A 16,095-nucleotide genomic window follows, 5' to 3' on the forward strand; every position below is an offset into this window, starting at 1 on the left:
TAGCAATCTAAAGGGAGTCCATTGTGTTGGGCTGTCACGATTGCGTGGAATGGTTCCTCAAGGAGACAGTCATGGGTGACACTACTATCCCTCCCACCGGCAGTGGTGGCAGTCCGGAACAAAACCTGGACAAGATGATCAAGCACCAGGAGCGGATGTTCGGCCTGGAGATCACGAAAGAGATCGCCAAGTCCAAGCATGACATGTTGATGAGCACCGCAAGGACGCTTGGCCAGTCGGCTGAAAAGGCCTGAGGCGCAGGGTTATCAAATATTCTGCGCCGCCGGACGTTACCGGCGGCGTGCCGCATTCTCGGCGCAGGACTATCGCGTCGACCGATGTCTGAAATCGTTATGGCGGGAGGTTGAAAGGCATGAGCGCTCACTCGACCGGAAAGCTTGAAAGTGGCACGGGCAAGCTCGCACTGCGCGCTCTGACCAGCGGTGCTGCGAGCCTTATCCCCGACAAGCCCACGACACTGGCCGTCATTCAGGGCTTTCACAGCGGTGCGAGCCTGGAGCTCACGAAGCCCTCCTATACGATCGGCTCAGATGGCGATTCGGACATCGTTCTCAGGGATCCGGGCATCGAATCCCTCCATGCTCGACTTCACCGCAAAGGCAGCCAAGTCGAAATCGAAGCCGTCGGCGGCGACCTCAAACTCGCCAGCGGCGAAACAATCCGCAAAGGCCAGGGCTGCCGGCGCCGCCTGCCGCTCGGCATTTCGCTGGGCGATGCCCAGTTGCAACTCACTGGACCCGAACCGATCAAGAGCCGCTGGTCTTTGTCGCAGCGTCCGCTGCTCGCAGGCGGCGTTCTCATTGCGGCGGTTTTCGCGATTTCCGTGGCCGCCAACGGCTTGTCCGTCGCAAAGACTGACGACAAATCGGCCAAGCTCGGGCTCGCCGACGGCCAGGTGACGGGAAGCATTCCGGGCGGAGCCGACGCCGAACACCTCGCGGCAGCGCAGGCGGAACTGACAGCGCGGCTCGCGCAATCGGGCTTGGAGACCGTTGCGGTCGGACGTTCGTCGGAACGCCTGGTTGTGTCAGGTACGATACCCAATGCGCAATCCGGCACCTGGACCGACGTCCGCTCGTGGTTCGACCAGAAGTTCGGACAGGTGCCGCTGGTGTCGAACATCGCTGTGGGTGATGCGGCCCAGCCGCCGCGCCTCACCTTGCAGGCAATCTGGTACGGAGAGAGGCCCTATGTGATTGCGGGCGATGGAGCGCGTTATCACGAAGGCGCTTTCACGAACGATGGCTGGACGATCAAGGAGATTGGCCAGACCGCGCTCGTGCTGACAAAGGGCGGCGCCACTGTCGCGCTGAAGTACCAGTGAGCCGCCGCGTCGACGGGCCACGTTTCGACGCACGACCGGACTCGATCGGCAGAGATGGGCATGCGAATGCTTCGCACACCCAACCGATCGAACGACGGCGCTTAAACGGCATCAAACGGGCCAGCGCCAGGGGCACGAATTCTGCCTCGGGGACGGAGGTGCTGGAAGCCGAGACCTTCGCCAGGCCATCGGCGGGTACGACCGGCAAGTCGCTCGATGAGATCCTCGCCGAATTCGTCATGCCGGAAATCCCCGAGCCGGCGATCCTGCGGCGTTCGGTGCCCATCCTGCATCATTTCATCAGGGAGGTTGTGCCGGATCTCGATGGCGGAGAGCCGCTGAGAGCGCTTGCCAGGACGTTGATGGAAGACGAGATCGAGCGCCATCGCGAACTGCTCGGGCGTTTGCAGGGAGGGACTGGAATCTGACCGGGCCACGCGAGGCTGCGCATCTGCTGCATGTCCTTGGCCATCTCTACGGATGTCACGGTCAGGCCAGACGGGGCGCGGTCTACCTGTTGATTGCGGCACAGCTTTCGCCGGAGGACGCCGGCATACTGAGGACATTGGCACACCTGCTCATCCTGGACGGAGAAGCCGACAAGGCGCTCGCCACGATCGCCAGGCTGGAGACACTGGAAGGAATGCAACACCCCACCCTTCATCTTTTGAAGAGCCGTGCCTTGCTCGTGGCCGGGCGTAAGACCGAAGCGCGCGAGTCCTTCCGGCGTTTTCTGGCAAAGAGGCAGGCGCAATGACCATTTCGCAAAGGCTTCTGCAACTGCTCGGAAAGGCCTCGCAGCGCGGCGACCTGGTCATTGCCGTGCTGATGCTGGTGGCGGTGGTGATGATGCTGATCCCGCTGCCGACCTTCCTGGTCGACGCACTGATCACCGCGAACATCGCGCTCAGCGTCCTCATCCTGCTGGTTGCTTTTTATGTCTCGCATCCGCTCGAGTTTTCCTCGATGCCGTCCGTCATCCTGCTCGCCACGCTGTTCCGGTTGGCGATCACCATCACGACCACCCGCCTGATCCTGCTACAAGCCGACGCCGGCGAGATCATCACCGCCTTCGGCAACTTCGTCGTCGGCGGCAGTATCGCGGTGGGCCTGGTGGTCTTCCTGATCATCACCGTGGCGCAGTTCATCGTCATCGCACGCGGAGCCGAACGTGTCGCCGAGGTGGCAGCCCGCTTCACCTTGGACGCGCTGCCCGGCAAACAGATGAGCATCGATGCGGAGCTCAGGAACGGCGATATCGACCAGGCCGAAGCAAGACATCTGCGCAGGCAGCTCGAACGCGAAAGCCAGCTCTTCGGCGCGATGGACGGCGCCATGAAGTTTGTCAAAGGTGATGTGATCGCCGGCATCGTCATCATCCTCGTGAACCTCATAGGGGGCTTCACAGTCGGCACCCTGCAGCATGGCATGTCGATCAGTCAGGCCGCTTCGACCTATTCGCTACTCACGGTCGGCGACGGTCTCGTGGCGCAGATCCCCGCTCTGCTCGTCGCGATCGCCGCCGGCACGATGGTAACGCGCGTCGGCGGTGCGGACGGCACCGATGATCTCGGCAAACAAATCAGCTTCCAGTTGCTGCGCGACCCACGCGCCCTCGGCCTTGCCGCTGTGATCATGATGGGACTGGCACTCGTGCCAGGATTTCCCAGCCTTGTCTTCGTTGCCCTGGGCATCGCCTTCGGTGCCAGCGCCTTCATGATCCATCGGCGATCCCGGCGTGATGACGAACCGGCGGAAACTCTACCCACGACGACACGGCAGGCGCCTGAGGGCGCGGCTGCGCTCGAAGGCAACGCCACGCCGTTGCTCGGGTCCAGCCGCATCGTGGTCAGGCTCGGAACGGAATTGGCGGCCGAAGTGACCCAGTCGCAACTTAGCCAACGCACCGATGTGATGCGCCGGAGCATATTCGACGACCTTGGCGTCGAGATTCCTGCCATCGGCGTCGACATCAATGAAACGATCGCGCCGCGCAACATCCGCATCGATCTCGAAGGCGTGCCGATTCTGGAGGCCGAGATTCCGGCAGACCGGGTGCTTGTCGAAACCGAGGTGAGTCATCTTGAACTGCTAAGCCTCACCTATGAGGAAGGTGCCGCCCTCGTGGGCCAGCGCAGATTCTCATGGGTCGACCGCGACGGCATTTCTGCGCTCGAAGAGGCGCAACTACCCTATTCCGAGCCGATCGAGATCGCTTCCAAATGGACCGCGCACGCACTTCAGCTCTATTGCGGCCACTTCGTCGGCATCCAGGAGACACGCAAGCTGCTCTCCGAAATGGAAACCGATTATGCCGATCTGGTCCGGCAGACCGCCGAGATCGTCCCCTTGCAGAAGATCGCCGAAGTGCTCAGGCGGCTGGTTGCCGAAAACGTGCCGATCCGCAATCTGCGTCTTGTTCTGGAAGCGTTGGTCGAGGCCGGGCAGCGTGAGCAGGATGTCGTTCCGCTCACCGAACATGTGAGGACGGCGCTAAGGCGTCAGATCAGCTTCCGCGTCGCCGACCGCAACAACATCATCTCCGCCTATGTGCTGCAGCGCTCCGCAGAAGATATCCTGCGCGAAGCCGTGCAGACGACACCGACCGGAGATTTCCTCAACACGGCGGATTCGCGCGTGCAGGTCCTGGCCGCCGAGATCGAGCGTAATTTTTCGCGCGCCGCTGCCAGCGTTTCACCGGTCGTTGTGACGGCGGCCGACGTGCGCCGCCATATGCGCGCGCTGTTGGTGCAGAACGGCATCGAAATGCCGGTTCTTTCATTCCAGGAGCTTGCGCCCGAATTCAATGTCCAGCCGCTGGCGACGATTTCGGGAAACTCCGGGAGATCCAGGCCCCCATCGCTGCCTTCCGCCGGCGCGCTGGGTGGGCAAAACACTGCCGGGTGAACTGGGCCGGATGAACTGGGGACGAATAGCAACGGCATCGGGGACCAACGAATGCCGGGAATGCGTGAGAGAGGGACTGCATGCCTAGCTGCCACTACGCGAGAGCCGAACGATGGCATGACTGTTCGGCCCGGATGAAGGCACCGTGGCTGGTGCTCGCACTTGCCGTTTTCCTGCTGAGCCTTGTTTCGTCACTGACCGGCCTCAGGGCGCAAGAGATTTCAGACCTGTCAGCGCAACCGATGGTGGATCTGCCTGTCGGTCAGGGACGCCTGCTGCGTTTCAACGAACCAGTCGAATCCGTGCTGATCGCCGATACGACGATCGCTGACCTGCAGGTCGTCTCGCCGGGTGTGGTCTATGTCTTCGGCCTGAAGCCCGGCCTGACCAACCTGATCGCAATCACTTCCGACGAACGCATCAAGGCGACTGCCCAGTTTCGCGTGACCGCCGACATCTCTTCGGCCAATCAGGCCAAAAAGGCCATGCGACCGAATTCGGCGACCAATCTCGCCATTTTCGGCAATCGCATCGTGACGACGGGAGAAGCCCGTGGCGTCGACGAAGCCACGGACATGGACAACATCGCGCGCACCTTCTCTCCGCCCGAACAGCCGCCGATCAACAACATGACGGTGAGCGGCTCGCAGCAGGTCAACATCCGCGTGCGCTTCGCTGAAGTTTCGCGCACGGAACTGCAATCCTACGGCGTGGATTGGAACGTCGGCTACAAGAGCGCCGGCTTCGAATTCAACATGTTCCAGAACAACGGTGTGCCAAGCGGCAACAGTGGAAACTTCGGCCTCAACCTGGGTCAGGAACACGGCATAAACTTCGATATCCTCATCGAAGCGCTCCAGCGTAACGGCATCGTCAAGATCCTGGCTGAGCCGAACCTGACGGCCGTAACCGGCCAGACGGCGAAATTCCTGGCCGGCGGCGAAATCCCCATTCCCATTCCGCAGGGCAACGATGTCGTCACAGTCCAATACAAGCAGTTCGGCGTGTCACTGGGGTTCACGCCGACGCTGATCGGCCGCAATCGGATCGCTCTCAACGTACAGCCGGAGGTCAGCTCGCTGTCCGACAGCGGCGCCACGATTGGTGCCAACGGTTTCTCGCTGCCGAGCTTCGTGGTGCGCCGCGCCGACACCACCGTTGAAGTGGCAAGCGGGCAGACTTTCGCTATCGCCGGGCTGTTCCAGCAACGCACCTCACGCAATGTCGAGAAGTTCCCGGTGCTGGGCGACGTGCCGGTGCTCGGACCGCTTTTTCAGTCGCAGCGTTTCCAGCGGGAGGAAACCGAACTGGTTATCCTGATCACGCCCTATCTCGTCGAGCCGGTGCGCGACAGCCTTGCCACTCCGCAGGACAGGCCAGCGAAACGCGCCAAGCGCAAAAAAGGCGGTTCGTCCGTCGGCTTGATCGTCAAGTAGGAGAACCGCGATGAGACTGTCGAGCGCCTTATTCGCTATCGTCCCGGCCATCCTGTTGTGCGGCTGTGTCGGCAACACCAAGCCGGAGCAGGACTATTCGCCGGGCTACAGCTATGTGGCCACAGGCCCCGGCGGCTCGGACAAGAGCGCGTCCGGCTCGGTGCTTGCACCGAATGCGTGTCTGAATGATCCGGTCGACGACGATAACCCTCCGTCGGCCTCATCGGCCAGCCTGACACAGATTTCCGGCGTCGGCTCGCACCTGCCGCCGGGCTGTGCCAACGCGTACAATCTGCAGCGCATGGTCGAGAGCCAGCGCGACCTGGTCGAAGGTCGCCGCATGGGACCAGCCGCGGCTGGCCCGACGGCACGTGCAGCACGGCGTTATCTCGATGGCGAGCAGCCGGAACCGGCTGCCGAGACACCTAATCTGACGACGAACTAGTCGACGATGCGGGTTCCGGACGAACGGTCGGGGCGAATTCGCAACCGACGATAGAGGGTAAATGGGGAGAGATGGATATGCGTGTCGTTTTCCTGCCGGCTTTGGCAATCCTGACACTGGCGGGTTGCCAGACCGGAACCCACAGCGCCGTCAACCCGAAGGCAACGGCCCCGGCCTCACCGTCCGAACGCCTCATCAAGCTCGCCGACGACATTGCGAAGCGCGGCGACAGCGATACAGCGATCGCGCTCTACCAGAAGGCGGCGGCCCTGCCCGACGCGCGCCCAAGCGCCTATGTCAAAACCGGCGACGCCTATATGCGCGCCGGCGATCCGGACCAGGCAGCCAAGGCCTATGAAGCGGCGCTCGCCAAGTCGCCGAACAACGGCGAAGCCATGCTTGGCCTGGGCTCGGCGATGATGGATGCCGGCGACTACAACGCCGGAATGCGGGCGCTGGCCCAGGCGGCACCGCTGGTCAACACCAGCAGTTCCTACAATCGCCTCGGTGTGGCACAGACGCTTTCCGGCCACACGCAGGAAGCGCAGGTCACCTTCGGCCAGGCGCTCAAGATGGCGCCGGGCGACCTCGACATCGAAACCAACATGGCTCTCGCAGCCGGACTCGAAGGCAATGCCGGCGTGGCATTGCCATTGGCGCAAAAGCTTGTGAGCGCATCCAACGCTCAGCTGCATCACAAACGCAATGCCGTCATCGTCTACGGCCTGCTGGGTCAGGGCGATCAGGTCAGGGCTGCGCCTCCGGTCGGCCTGCCGACGCAGGAAATCAACAAGCTGCTGGCGCAGGCTCAATCCATTCGCGCCAAGGGCAGCACACAAGCCAGGGCCCAGGCCCTGGGTTCCGTCCTCGGTTAGCGAAGGCGGGCCCGAGAGGCTGGCGGCATGGCCGAAGAAGCTGAGGAAAAAAGGCTACCGGCATCCGACAAGAAGCTGCGCGATGCCAAACGCAAAGGCCAGGCTTCGCAAAGCCGCGATTTCGTTTCGGGTTTCGGCCTGTGCGCGGTTCTGGCCTATATCTATCTCGTCTGGCCGGCCGCCTTGGCGCATTTTTCAGGGCTGATCGACACGATAACCGACTACAACGTTCCGTTCAGCGAGATTTTGCTGCGCAGCGGCCGTCACGCATTTTTCCTGCTGATGTACATCACCGTACCGATGGTCGCGATCGTCGTCGCGGTCACCCTCGTCTTCGGCATGCTGGCGACGCTAGGCCCGGTCTTTTCCTTCGAGACCATCAAACCGCAATTCGATCATATCAACCCGGCCAAAGGCCTGCAGAAGATCATGTCTCTGCGCAATGTCGTGGAGTTCGTGAAGGGCCTGATCAAGCTGGTGTTCCTGTCCGCTCTCTTCGTCGTGATCCTGGTGCAGTGGCTGCAACCGCTTTTCGATGCACCTGCATGCGGCATGTCCTGCATGACGCCGATGCTGTGGGGCGTGCTGGTTCCAGTCGGCGTCTCGGCCGCCCTCGCCTTCCTCGCCATCGGCATTCTGGATATGCCGCTGCAGCGCTGGCTGTTCCTGCGCGACATGCGCATGACCACGACCGAGTACAAGCGCGAGCAGAAGGACATGGAGGGCGATCCGCTCATCCGCCAGGAGCAGCGACGCCAGCGACGCGAGGCCGTGCAACAGCCGGCGCGGCTGGGTGTGCAAAACGCTGTCATCGTTTTTGCCGGAGACGAGCTCGCGGTAGGGTTGCGCTACGTCAAGGACGAAACGCCGGTGCCGACCGTCGTGGCCAAGGGTCAGGGCCGCGCCGCCGTGGACATGATCGCGCAATCGCAGGCAGCTGGCATTCCCATCGTGCGCGACACCGTCCTGGCTCGGGATCTGTTCGAAAAGACCAATACCGGAAACTACATCGGCCAGAACATGTTCTCGCCGGTCGTGCGTCATCTCGTCCGGCATGGGCTGACTTAGTCCCGGCCACCCTCAAGTTTTTCGGAACGATCCCATCAGCGTGCCGTTGGGTCTCTGTGCATCCCCTGCAGCAAAGGAGATCAGCCATGATGATGAAAACGGCACTTTTGGGCGCGACATGCGCGCTGCTGATCAGCGGCTCGGCGCTCGCGCAAACCGCAACACCGGGGGCCGGCGGTTCGGCTGAAACCGAAATGTCGGTGTCGACGAAGGACGTCTTTGCAGCGCCTCCTGCTGGTACGGACGCCAATACCGTCGGCTCCATCCAGCCGAAGGACGGACAAGTGCTGGTGACCAATTTCATCGGCCAGAGCGTCTATGAAAGCGACAAGGCTGATGCTGCTACCGTCGGCAAGGTCAACGACCTGATCCTGACGCCTGACGGCAAGATCGAGGCCGCGGTCGTTGGCGTCGGCGGGTTCCTTGGCGTCGGCGAAAAGGACGTCGCCGTCAGCCCTGACCAGTTGCAGATGGCCACGCGCAGCGATGGCAAGACTTGGCTGGTGATGAAGGCCACCAAGGATCAGCTCAACAGCGCGCCTGCCTTTGACCGGAACAAACTGGCCGAAGGCGTGGCAAGTCCGGGCGCATCCGATAGCGGTACAACGGCTCCGGCAGGAGGCGGTACGGCGTCACCACCGGCGCAGTAAGAGCGTGACCCATTCGCCCGGCCCGGTTCTCCGGGCCGGGTTTCTTGCGGGTGCCCTACCCTCCAAGATACAATCTATGCAGCTCGTCGGGCGAACGCAGCAGTGTCTTGCAGTCGCCGTCATACACGACCCGGCCGCGTCGCAGCACATAGGCGCGGTTGCCGATACCGAGGGCAAGGGCTGCGAACTGCTCGACCAAGAGGACGGCGAGGCCAGCATCCGCCAGCTTGCGCACCGCTGCCATCAGCCGAGAGACGATGACCGGGGCGAGCCCCGCTGACATTTCGTCGATCATCAGCACCTTCGGGCGGGTCAGCAGCGCGCGTGCAATGACCAGCATCTGCTGTTCGCCGCCTGACAGAAGTCCGGCGCGAATGGTGCGACGCTGCATCAGCTCCGGGAACAGGCCATATGCTTCGGAAAGATCGCTGCCGTCGCGCAGCGCCACCTTCATATTCTCTTCTGTGGTCAACTGGCTGAAGATGGTGCGGCCCTGCTCCACATGCGCCAGGCCTTCGCGCGAGCGCTGGCCGGGCCGGGCCTTCTGGATTTCGGAACCATCGATGGCGATGGTTCCGCCTGACACCGGAATGATACCGGAGAGCCCTTCGAGCAGTGTCGTCTTGCCGGCGCCGTTGGCGCCCAGCACAACGCTGATCGAACCGCTTTCGACACGGGCATTGATCTCGGTAACGACCGGCAGTTCGGAGCGGCTGATCGACAGCGAGGAAATGACAAGTTCACTCATGCTGCGACACTCTCCTCAATGCCGAGATAGGCTCGTTTGACGGGCCCCTGATCCAGCACCACGGCGGGTGGCCCGGATGCGATGACGCGGCCGAAATCGAGCACAGTGACCTGGCTGCAGGCAGCACGGACAAGATCCATGTCGTGTTCTACCAGCAGTACGGAAGACCCGAAACGTGTGGGAATCTCCGCGATGCGCCTGCCGAGCCTCAGTGTCTCCTCGTGCGACTGTCCGGCTGCCGGTTCATCGAGGAGGATGACGGTAGGTCTTGCCGCAACCACGCCGGCAACGTCGAGCAGGCGACGCGTCCCGGCATCGACCGCCACCACGGGCGTTTCCGGGTCCGGGCAGTCCAGCCAATCCAGCATGGCGCGAACTTCAGCTTCGCTCAGGTTACCGGCGGCAAGGCGCAGATAACCGCCCACCGTCAGTTCCGGGGCGATGCGGTTGGTCTGCCATGTGCGGCGCACACCAGCCCTGGCCCTGACATGCGCTGCCTGCCCCTCCAGCGGTGTCTTTCCCAGCTTGATCGAACCTTCATATCTAGCGAGGAACCCCGAGACTGCGTCGATGAAGGTCGATTTGCCGGCCCCGTTCGGCCCGATCAGGCCAGCGACCGAACCGGCTGGGATGGTCAGATCGACACCATCGAGCGCCAACACCGCGCCATAACGCACGGTGAGCTTTTCGACGGTGAGTGCAGCCCCCTTCGCATGCTCGACAGGCGCCGGCAGATCGCCCTCGAATAAGGTGCTGCCGGCCGCCTTGCGCTGTGGCGCCAACTTGCGCAGCAGACGACGATAAGTCTCGCTCATCGTCTCGCCGGTCGACAATGCCTGTGTGGCGCCGAGCGCGAACAGCACGTTGCCGATATCCTGCGGCAGATCGAACCGGCGCAGGATTTCCGGGAACATGACGACGAGGATACCACCAATGATGGCGCCTTCGGCGAAATGCGCGCCGGTCATGACAGCGACGGCATAGAGGCTGAGCGATTGCATCATGGAGAAATTCTCGGCAACCAGCGTGCCGAGATAGCCGGCGAGCAGACCACCCGAGATGCCGGCAATAAAGGCGCTGATGGCGAAAGCCGACAGCTTCGCCTTGGCGACACTGACGCCGTGCGCCGCAGCGGCGCGTTCGGAATGGCGCACTGCAAGCCAGGACGCGCCCAGCCGGGAGCGTGCCAGGAATTCGAGTGCAACGGCGATGGCCACATAGAAGATCAGAGCGAAGACGAAGTAGCCTTCGTCGCTGTCGAACAGTGTCGGCCGCGGCACCTGGATGAAGGCGGTCTGGCCGGGAAATGTCATGGTCGCCAGGATGACGTCGAAGGCGGCAGCAAAAGACAAAGTGATGATGGCGAGATTGATGCCGCGCAGCCTTAAGGCCGGCAGGCCGATGGCCACCCCCAGCGGCACAGCAGCAAGACCGCCGAGCAGGATCCAGGTCGCCAGTCCGCCCGGCGCTTCGGCGATGTTCAAATATCCCACAGTCCAGGCGCCGACACCGGCGAAGGACATCTGGCAGAGCGCGATCATGCCGGTGCGGCCGGCCACCAGTCCAAGGCTTTGCAGCGCCACGCCGGTGATCAGGACGGATGTCGCCAGGAACACCCAATAGGACGGCAGGAGCCCGGCGATGACACTGCCGAGAACCACGGCGGCGATGATGATTGTGAGCGAGGCCCGGATACTAGCGCGCGTCATCCCAGCGAGCCTCCCTTTGCGACCACAGAAGCACGGCCAGGATGACCAGGAATGGAATGGCGCTGCGGTATTGGCTGATCGAGTCGACCGAACTCGCCAGGCCTTCGACGACGCCAAGCAGGATGCCGCCGGCCAGCGTCAGCCAGAAGCTGCGGAACAGCCCGACCAGCGCGGCGGCGAGCGCCGGCACGACGAGCAGGCTGAGCGTCATGAAATTCGGCGAGCGCTGCGGCGCGATGATCATCAGCGCGAAGGTGGTGAAGGCGCCGGTCGCGCCCCATACCAGCAGCGACAGCAGCCTCACCTTCACGCCGATCAGTTCGGCGGCCAGCGGCCGGTCCGACAGCGCGCGCAGATGCAGGCCGATGCGGGTACGGTTGAGAAACAGATCGGACAGCACGGTGAAGAGCACGGCAAGGCCGATGGTGAGCACGGAGGCGATAGTCACTTCGACGCCCGCCATGCGAAACGCGGAACCCGGAAACAGGTCCGGCATGACACGAGGATGCTGGCCACCGGTCAATCTGAGGCCGATCGCGATCAGGCCGACCAGAAGCGCCGCCGTCACCGCCGCCTTGGTGGACGGGTTTGCTTCCGCGAACCAGCGCGTCATGATGAAACCAATCAGCACGCCAACCGCAGCACCGACCAGGATGCCGGCAATCACCGACGGAAAGGTCGGATAGCCGGACTCGGTCAAGGCAATCAGAGCGAAGGTGCCGGCCGAACCGATCGCAGCGCCGGTGAAATTGACCACCGCGACAAGCCGGTAGGTGAAGACGGCGCAGACGCCGAGCAGCGCATAGGTGCCGCCGGCTGTCAGCCCCGCAATGGCGGGTGTGAGAAACGAATTCATCGATGATCCCGAATGAGAAAAGAGGACGGCAGAACATGTCTGCCGTCCTCTAGTCAGCGGCTACTTTGCGTCAGGAAGCACGACCCATTCCGGTGTTTCCACCTTCCAAGCCCCGCTTTCGAGCTTCATGACCTTGGTAGCGCGCATCGGCGAATGGGTCTTTGCTTCACCGAATACGTAAGGCGAGCCGGCGAGCGGATCGGAGATCGGCTTCATTTCCAGAAGCGCCTTGGTCACGCTTTCGCGTGTCACCTCACCGTCGATGCCCTCGATGACCTTGAGGAACATCTTGGCGGCCAGATAACCGCCCTGCGAGAAAGCGGTCAGCGGCCGGCCGGCCTTGTTCATGTCGGCAATCCACTGCGCGTTGGCGGCCGAACCGGTTTCGGTGAAAGGCTCCCACTCGGTGCCGACATAGATCGGCTGCTTCGTGTCGGCGAGTGCCTTGGCCACCTGCACCGTGTAGCCCGGCGCCAGGAACAGCCAATTGATGCCGGTGATCTTCTGGGCATCCACCGTCTTGATCAGCTGTACCACCTGCGGCTCGACCTGGTTGGTCAGCACGGTGTCGCAGCCTGCATCACGCGCCTTGATGACATACGGCGTGAGATCGCCCTGGAATGGCAAGGTGAGGTCAAGCAGATGCACCTTCTGACCGCTGATCTTCTCCCAGTCCTCGATGCCCTTCTTGTAGGCTTCCTGGGTGCCGCCGATGATGATGAAGAAAGCGCAGAACTTCTGGCTCTTCAGCACATTGGTTGCGTAGTAGCCCATGGCGGTCGACAGTGTGAACGGGCCGACATTGACGGGTGCAACGCTGGGTGAAGAAAAACATGCAGCATCGACGCCAAGACCCTGAACTGAAGATATTTTCTTGCGGTTGTAGTTGACGGCGTTGACGGCGCAATCGAGCAGGCTTCCCGAACCGACAAGGGCGACGGCCTCCTTGTTGTCGATCAGGTCGCGTGCGGCTTGGGCGGCAACGGCGGGGTCGGCCTTGTCGTCGGCAATGGTGTATTCAATCTTGCAGCCGTTGATGCCGCCGGCAGCGTTGACGGCATCGAACGCAGCCTGTGTCGCCTTTGGTACCTCGCTGAAATCGGCAGGGCCGGTGATGGTCGAAACCGCGCCGACCTTGATGGTGCCATTGGCGCAGGTCGGGCCTGCGGCCGCGGCGCCTCCCGTCAGTGCGCCGATACCGATCGCGGCAAAGACGCCAGAAAGCAAAGCTGATTTCCAATGCATTTTTCTCTCTCCCCTTGGTTTGGTTGATTGTTACGCTGCATGCCTTTCGGGCCCTTTGGCGGGGCGAACTCCGGCGAATTTCACAAGCGTCCGTTCAATGGTTTCGTACGCGATATCGCGCACGATGAAGACAAGCCGGGTGCGGCGATCCGGCGACGGCCATGACTCCAGCCTGGCCGGCGGATGAAACACATGCTGCACGCCATGCAGCACCAGCGGCCGATCGAGGTCGTCGGCGACGCAGACCAGGCCTTTGAGGCGAAGAAGGTCCTCTCCCTTCAATGCCGCGATGTAGTCCAACCATGTTGCGAAGGCTGCCCATTCCACCGGTTCGTCAATGACAAAGCTGTAGGACTGGATACCGTGATGGAGACCCTGATCATGATGGTGGTGGTGATCATGGTGATCGCAGTCCGGCCCGCATTCATGATCGTGGATCGACTGCGCGGCTCTGTCGAACCAGGCAGCGACCTGATCGGCGCGCGCCTCAGAACCTGGCGTTTCGGCATCGAGAAGGGTTTCCAGCGCCGCGTCCGCCGCGAGACAGCGCTCTGCTGCCGGTGCAAGCGCTGCAAGCCTGTGCTGAAGCGCATCCACCGTCCAGCCGTCGACAAGATCGGCCTTGGTGATGATCAGGCGGTCTGCCACGGCCACCTGCTTGGCGGCCTCGGCGTGACGCTCCAGCGTCGCCGGGCCGTTGACGGCATCAACCGTGGTGACCACGCCTGCGATCCGGTAGCGACCGGCGAGTTCCGGTTCCGCAATCAGCGTGTGCAGGATCGGTGCCGGATCAGCCAGACCGGTCGTCTCGATTACGACACGGCTGAGCTGAGGCAATTCGCCATCGGCGGCGCGCCGGTGCAATGCCTTCAGCGTCTCGACCAGATCACCGCGCACCGTGCAGCACACGCAGCCATTGTCGAGCAGTTGGAACTGTTCTTCGCTGGCTTCGATCAGCAGGTGGTCGAGCCCGATCTCGCCGAACTCGTTGACGATGACGGCCGCACCCGCGAGCGACGGTTCCTTGAGCAGCCGGTTGAGCAGCGTCGTCTTGCCGGAGCCGAGGAAGCCGGTGAGGATGGTGACCGGGACAAGCCGGTGGGCAGGATCAGGTTCGCTCATACACCACCCTTCCCTCGAACCAGGTCGTCATGACCTTGATGTCGGCGATCTCGTCGGCCGGGATTTCAAGCACGTTACGGTCAAGTTCGATGAAGTCCGCCGACTTGCCGACCTCGATCGAGCCGATCGTCTCGCCAAGCCCGATGGCGCGGGCCGAATTGATGGTGAAGATCTCCAGCGCGGTGGCAACGTCGATCGCCTCTTCCGGCCAAAGTGCCTCACCGGCGAATTCGCCGTTCGGGTTCTGGCGGGTGACCAGGCCTTCGATGCCGTTCCATGGGTCGGGATTGGGCATGACCGGCCAGTCGGAGCCGCCTGCCAGCAGCGCCCCGGCAGCCAGCAGCTGCTTGTTCGGCCAGAAGCGCAGTGCACGCTCCACGCCCATTGCCTGCTTATGGCCCTCCAGGAAGCTGGTCGGATACCAGAGGAACGGCGAAAGGTCGGCGGCGACGCCAAGTTCAGCGAAGCGCGGAATGTCGCCAGGTGCGATATAGCTGGCATGCGCGATGTGATGGATCAGCCTGGTCGGGCCGTTGAAGGAGCGCACGACATCGATGGCATCCAGCGCCTGGGAGACGGCGGCATCGCCGGCGCAATGGATCTTCACCGCAAGCCCGAGCTTTTCGCACTTGCCAACCCAGCGGATCAGGTCCGGCACCGTAACGATGGTCGAGCCGCGGAAGCAGCAGCCGAGGATCGGATCGGCGACGTAAGGCTCGTGGAAGGCGGCGGTCTTGGCGCCCGGCACGCCGTCCAGGAAGACCTTGACGAAATCCGGCTTGGCATGGGCGCTGCGATACTGATCCTTCAAGGCGATCAGCTCGTCGCCGGCAATGCCGAACATGAAGGATGGCTCGACGGCCGGCATCGCCGAGACCGACCAGGCCGTCAGTTCACCGCGATCGTCCAGCCCTTTGAGGGCAGCCAGGATCGGCTGCATGGCGGCCGCGTCGAGGAACGCCGTCACGCCATAGGAATTCAGAGTGGAGATGGACTGCGCCATAGCGGACCGGTCCATTTCCTCGGTGTAGTAGCCGGAATTGGCGATCACGCTTTCAACCAGACCGGAGGCGGATTCGATCATCAGGCCTGTCGGCGCACCGGTTGTCGGGTCTCGGCCGATGGAACCCTGGTCGGGATCGGGTGTGTCCCTGGTGACGCCTGCCAGCCGCATCGCCTCCGAATTGACCCAGCGGTTGTGGTAGCTGTCGTCGCGTAGCATCACCGGCCGGCCTTGAGCCGCGGCATCCAGCTTGGCGAGCGCTTCCAGGCTGTTCAGCTTCCCATGCAGGTCACTGCCCCACTGGCCGCCGATGATCCAGCTGGCCGGCGCTGTGGAAGCCGCTTTCTCGCGCACCTTCTCGACAATGGTCTCGAAGCTGGACGTCGAGGCATAGCGCAATTCGAACAGCTCCGCCTGGCCACCCATCATCAGATGGGCGTGAACGTCGACGACGCCCGGCATCAGCATCGCACCCTTGAGGTCGATAGAGCGCGTGCTGCTTCCGGTAAAAGCTGCGACGCTCGCCGCATCGCCGACCGCTACGATGCGGCCGCCCTTCACCGCCACATGCGATGCCCAGGCCTGTTTGCGGTTCATCGTGTAGATGCGGCCGTTCCCGAGAACCAGATCGGCACTTTTGTCAGGCATTCTATTTCCTCCACCCATTCATTCGGCCGCTGCCGTAT

16 protein-coding genes are annotated in these 16,095 nt (G+C 62.7%); 10 read left to right on the plus strand and 6 right to left on the minus strand.

Annotation, left to right across the window (positions count from 1 at the left end; genetic code table 11):
* The first annotated feature begins 71 nt into the window (after positions 1–71).
* The 10 genes from AO692_RS10285 (at position 72) to AO692_RS10330 (ending at position 8,726) form a co-directional block, all read left to right on the plus strand.
* Positions 72–254, plus strand: a complete 183-nt coding sequence (locus AO692_RS10285) for a hypothetical protein (RefSeq protein WP_054309962.1) — start codon at positions 72–74, stop codon at positions 252–254.
* A 119-nt stretch (positions 255–373) separates the two neighbouring features.
* Positions 374–1,345: an EscD/YscD/HrpQ family type III secretion system periplasmic domain-containing protein gene (locus AO692_RS10290; protein WP_054309963.1), complete on the plus strand. Its 972-nt coding sequence runs from the start codon at positions 374–376 to the stop codon at positions 1,343–1,345.
* A 158-nt stretch (positions 1,346–1,503) separates the two neighbouring features.
* A complete protein-coding gene (locus AO692_RS10295) occupies positions 1,504–1,773 on the plus strand; it encodes a hypothetical protein (RefSeq protein WP_244483310.1) in 270 nt (89 codons plus the stop codon).
* Positions 1,774–1,862: 89 nt separating this feature from the next.
* Positions 1,863–2,102, plus strand: coding sequence for a hypothetical protein (locus AO692_RS10300; protein ID WP_244483311.1), 240 nt, complete (start codon positions 1,863–1,865; stop codon positions 2,100–2,102).
* Entirely contained in the window at positions 2,099–4,252 is a 2,154-nt protein-coding gene (gene sctV / locus AO692_RS10305) for a type III secretion system export apparatus subunit SctV (RefSeq protein WP_054309966.1), read from the plus strand. The genes AO692_RS10300 and sctV overlap by 4 nt, the downstream gene beginning before the upstream one ends.
* 80 nt (positions 4,253–4,332) lie before the next feature.
* Positions 4,333–5,688: a type II and III secretion system protein family protein gene (locus AO692_RS10310; RefSeq protein WP_054309967.1), complete on the plus strand. Its 1,356-nt coding sequence runs from the start codon at positions 4,333–4,335 to the stop codon at positions 5,686–5,688.
* A gap of 10 nt (positions 5,689–5,698) precedes the next feature.
* Positions 5,699–6,133 carry a hypothetical protein gene (locus AO692_RS10315; RefSeq protein WP_054309968.1) on the plus strand — a complete coding sequence of 145 codons (435 nt, stop codon included), beginning with the start codon at positions 5,699–5,701 and terminating at the stop codon, positions 6,131–6,133.
* A gap of 77 nt (positions 6,134–6,210) precedes the next feature.
* Positions 6,211–7,008: a tetratricopeptide repeat protein gene (locus AO692_RS10320; protein WP_082407292.1), complete on the plus strand. Its 798-nt coding sequence runs from the start codon at positions 6,211–6,213 to the stop codon at positions 7,006–7,008.
* 27 nt (positions 7,009–7,035) lie between these two features.
* Entirely contained in the window at positions 7,036–8,076 is a 1,041-nt protein-coding gene (locus AO692_RS10325; protein WP_054309970.1) for an EscU/YscU/HrcU family type III secretion system export apparatus switch protein, read from the plus strand.
* Between the two features lie 86 nt (positions 8,077–8,162).
* The gene (locus tag AO692_RS10330; RefSeq protein WP_244483312.1) at positions 8,163–8,726 is read left to right on the plus strand and encodes a PRC-barrel domain-containing protein; all 564 of its coding nucleotides are present in this window, start codon (positions 8,163–8,165) and stop codon (positions 8,724–8,726) included.
* A gap of 55 nt (positions 8,727–8,781) precedes the next feature.
* On the opposite strand, the gene AO692_RS10335 is transcribed toward AO692_RS10330, so the two are convergent.
* The 6 genes from AO692_RS10335 to AO692_RS10360 are packed head-to-tail and all read right to left on the minus strand — an operon-like array spanning position 8,782 to position 16,057.
* Positions 8,782–9,474, minus strand: a complete 693-nt coding sequence (locus AO692_RS10335; protein ID WP_054309971.1) for an ABC transporter ATP-binding protein — start codon at positions 9,472–9,474, stop codon at positions 8,782–8,784.
* Positions 9,471–11,183, minus strand: a complete 1,713-nt coding sequence (locus tag AO692_RS10340) for an ATP-binding cassette domain-containing protein (RefSeq protein ID WP_054309972.1) — start codon at positions 11,181–11,183, stop codon at positions 9,471–9,473. The genes AO692_RS10335 and AO692_RS10340 overlap by 4 nt, the downstream gene beginning before the upstream one ends.
* Complete coding sequence (locus AO692_RS10345) at positions 11,170–12,039, minus strand: branched-chain amino acid ABC transporter permease (RefSeq protein ID WP_054309973.1); 870 nt, start codon at positions 12,037–12,039, stop codon at positions 11,170–11,172. Before AO692_RS10345 ends, AO692_RS10340 begins: the two co-directional genes overlap by 14 nt.
* Before the next feature lie 60 nt (positions 12,040–12,099).
* Entirely contained in the window at positions 12,100–13,284 is a 1,185-nt protein-coding gene (locus tag AO692_RS10350; protein WP_054309974.1) for an ABC transporter substrate-binding protein, read from the minus strand.
* Between the two features lie 30 nt (positions 13,285–13,314).
* The gene (locus tag AO692_RS10355) at positions 13,315–14,406 is read right to left on the minus strand and encodes a GTP-binding protein (RefSeq protein WP_054309975.1); all 1,092 of its coding nucleotides are present in this window, start codon (positions 14,404–14,406) and stop codon (positions 13,315–13,317) included.
* On the minus strand, positions 14,393–16,057 hold the full coding sequence (locus tag AO692_RS10360; protein ID WP_054309976.1) for an amidohydrolase: 1,665 nt from the start codon (positions 16,055–16,057) through the stop codon (positions 14,393–14,395). Before AO692_RS10360 ends, AO692_RS10355 begins: the two co-directional genes overlap by 14 nt.
* Between the last annotated feature and the right edge of the window lie 38 nt (positions 16,058–16,095).

This window comes from Mesorhizobium sp. 1M-11 (genome assembly GCF_001303895.1).
Classification (GTDB): domain Bacteria; phylum Pseudomonadota; class Alphaproteobacteria; order Rhizobiales; family Rhizobiaceae; genus Mesorhizobium.

Bases quoted from the DNA above. Each gene is read 5' to 3' on its own strand.
- AO692_RS10285 (WP_054309962.1), top strand. From the start codon at position 72: ATGGGTGACACTACTATCCCTCCCACCGGCAGTGGTGGCAGTCCGGAA.
- AO692_RS10290 (WP_054309963.1), top strand. From the start codon at position 374: ATGAGCGCTCACTCGACCGGAAAGCTTGAAAGTGGCACGGGCAAGCTC.
- sctV (WP_054309966.1), top strand. From the start codon at position 2,099: ATGACCATTTCGCAAAGGCTTCTGCAACTGCTCGGAAAGGCCTCGCAG.
- AO692_RS10310 (WP_054309967.1), top strand. From the start codon at position 4,333: ATGCCTAGCTGCCACTACGCGAGAGCCGAACGATGGCATGACTGTTCG.
- AO692_RS10315 (WP_054309968.1), top strand. From the start codon at position 5,699: ATGAGACTGTCGAGCGCCTTATTCGCTATCGTCCCGGCCATCCTGTTG.
- AO692_RS10320 (WP_082407292.1), top strand. From the start codon at position 6,211: ATGCGTGTCGTTTTCCTGCCGGCTTTGGCAATCCTGACACTGGCGGGT.
- AO692_RS10325 (WP_054309970.1), top strand. From the start codon at position 7,036: ATGGCCGAAGAAGCTGAGGAAAAAAGGCTACCGGCATCCGACAAGAAG.
- AO692_RS10330 (WP_244483312.1), top strand. From the start codon at position 8,163: ATGATGATGAAAACGGCACTTTTGGGCGCGACATGCGCGCTGCTGATC.
- AO692_RS10335 (WP_054309971.1), bottom strand. From the start codon at position 9,474: ATGAGTGAACTTGTCATTTCCTCGCTGTCGATCAGCCGCTCCGAACTG.
- AO692_RS10340 (WP_054309972.1), bottom strand. From the start codon at position 11,183: ATGACGCGCGCTAGTATCCGGGCCTCGCTCACAATCATCATCGCCGCC.
- AO692_RS10345 (WP_054309973.1), bottom strand. From the start codon at position 12,039: ATGAATTCGTTTCTCACACCCGCCATTGCGGGGCTGACAGCCGGCGGC.
- AO692_RS10350 (WP_054309974.1), bottom strand. From the start codon at position 13,284: ATGCATTGGAAATCAGCTTTGCTTTCTGGCGTCTTTGCCGCGATCGGT.
- AO692_RS10355 (WP_054309975.1), bottom strand. From the start codon at position 14,406: ATGAGCGAACCTGATCCTGCCCACCGGCTTGTCCCGGTCACCATCCTC.
- AO692_RS10360 (WP_054309976.1), bottom strand. From the start codon at position 16,057: ATGCCTGACAAAAGTGCCGATCTGGTTCTCGGGAACGGCCGCATCTAC.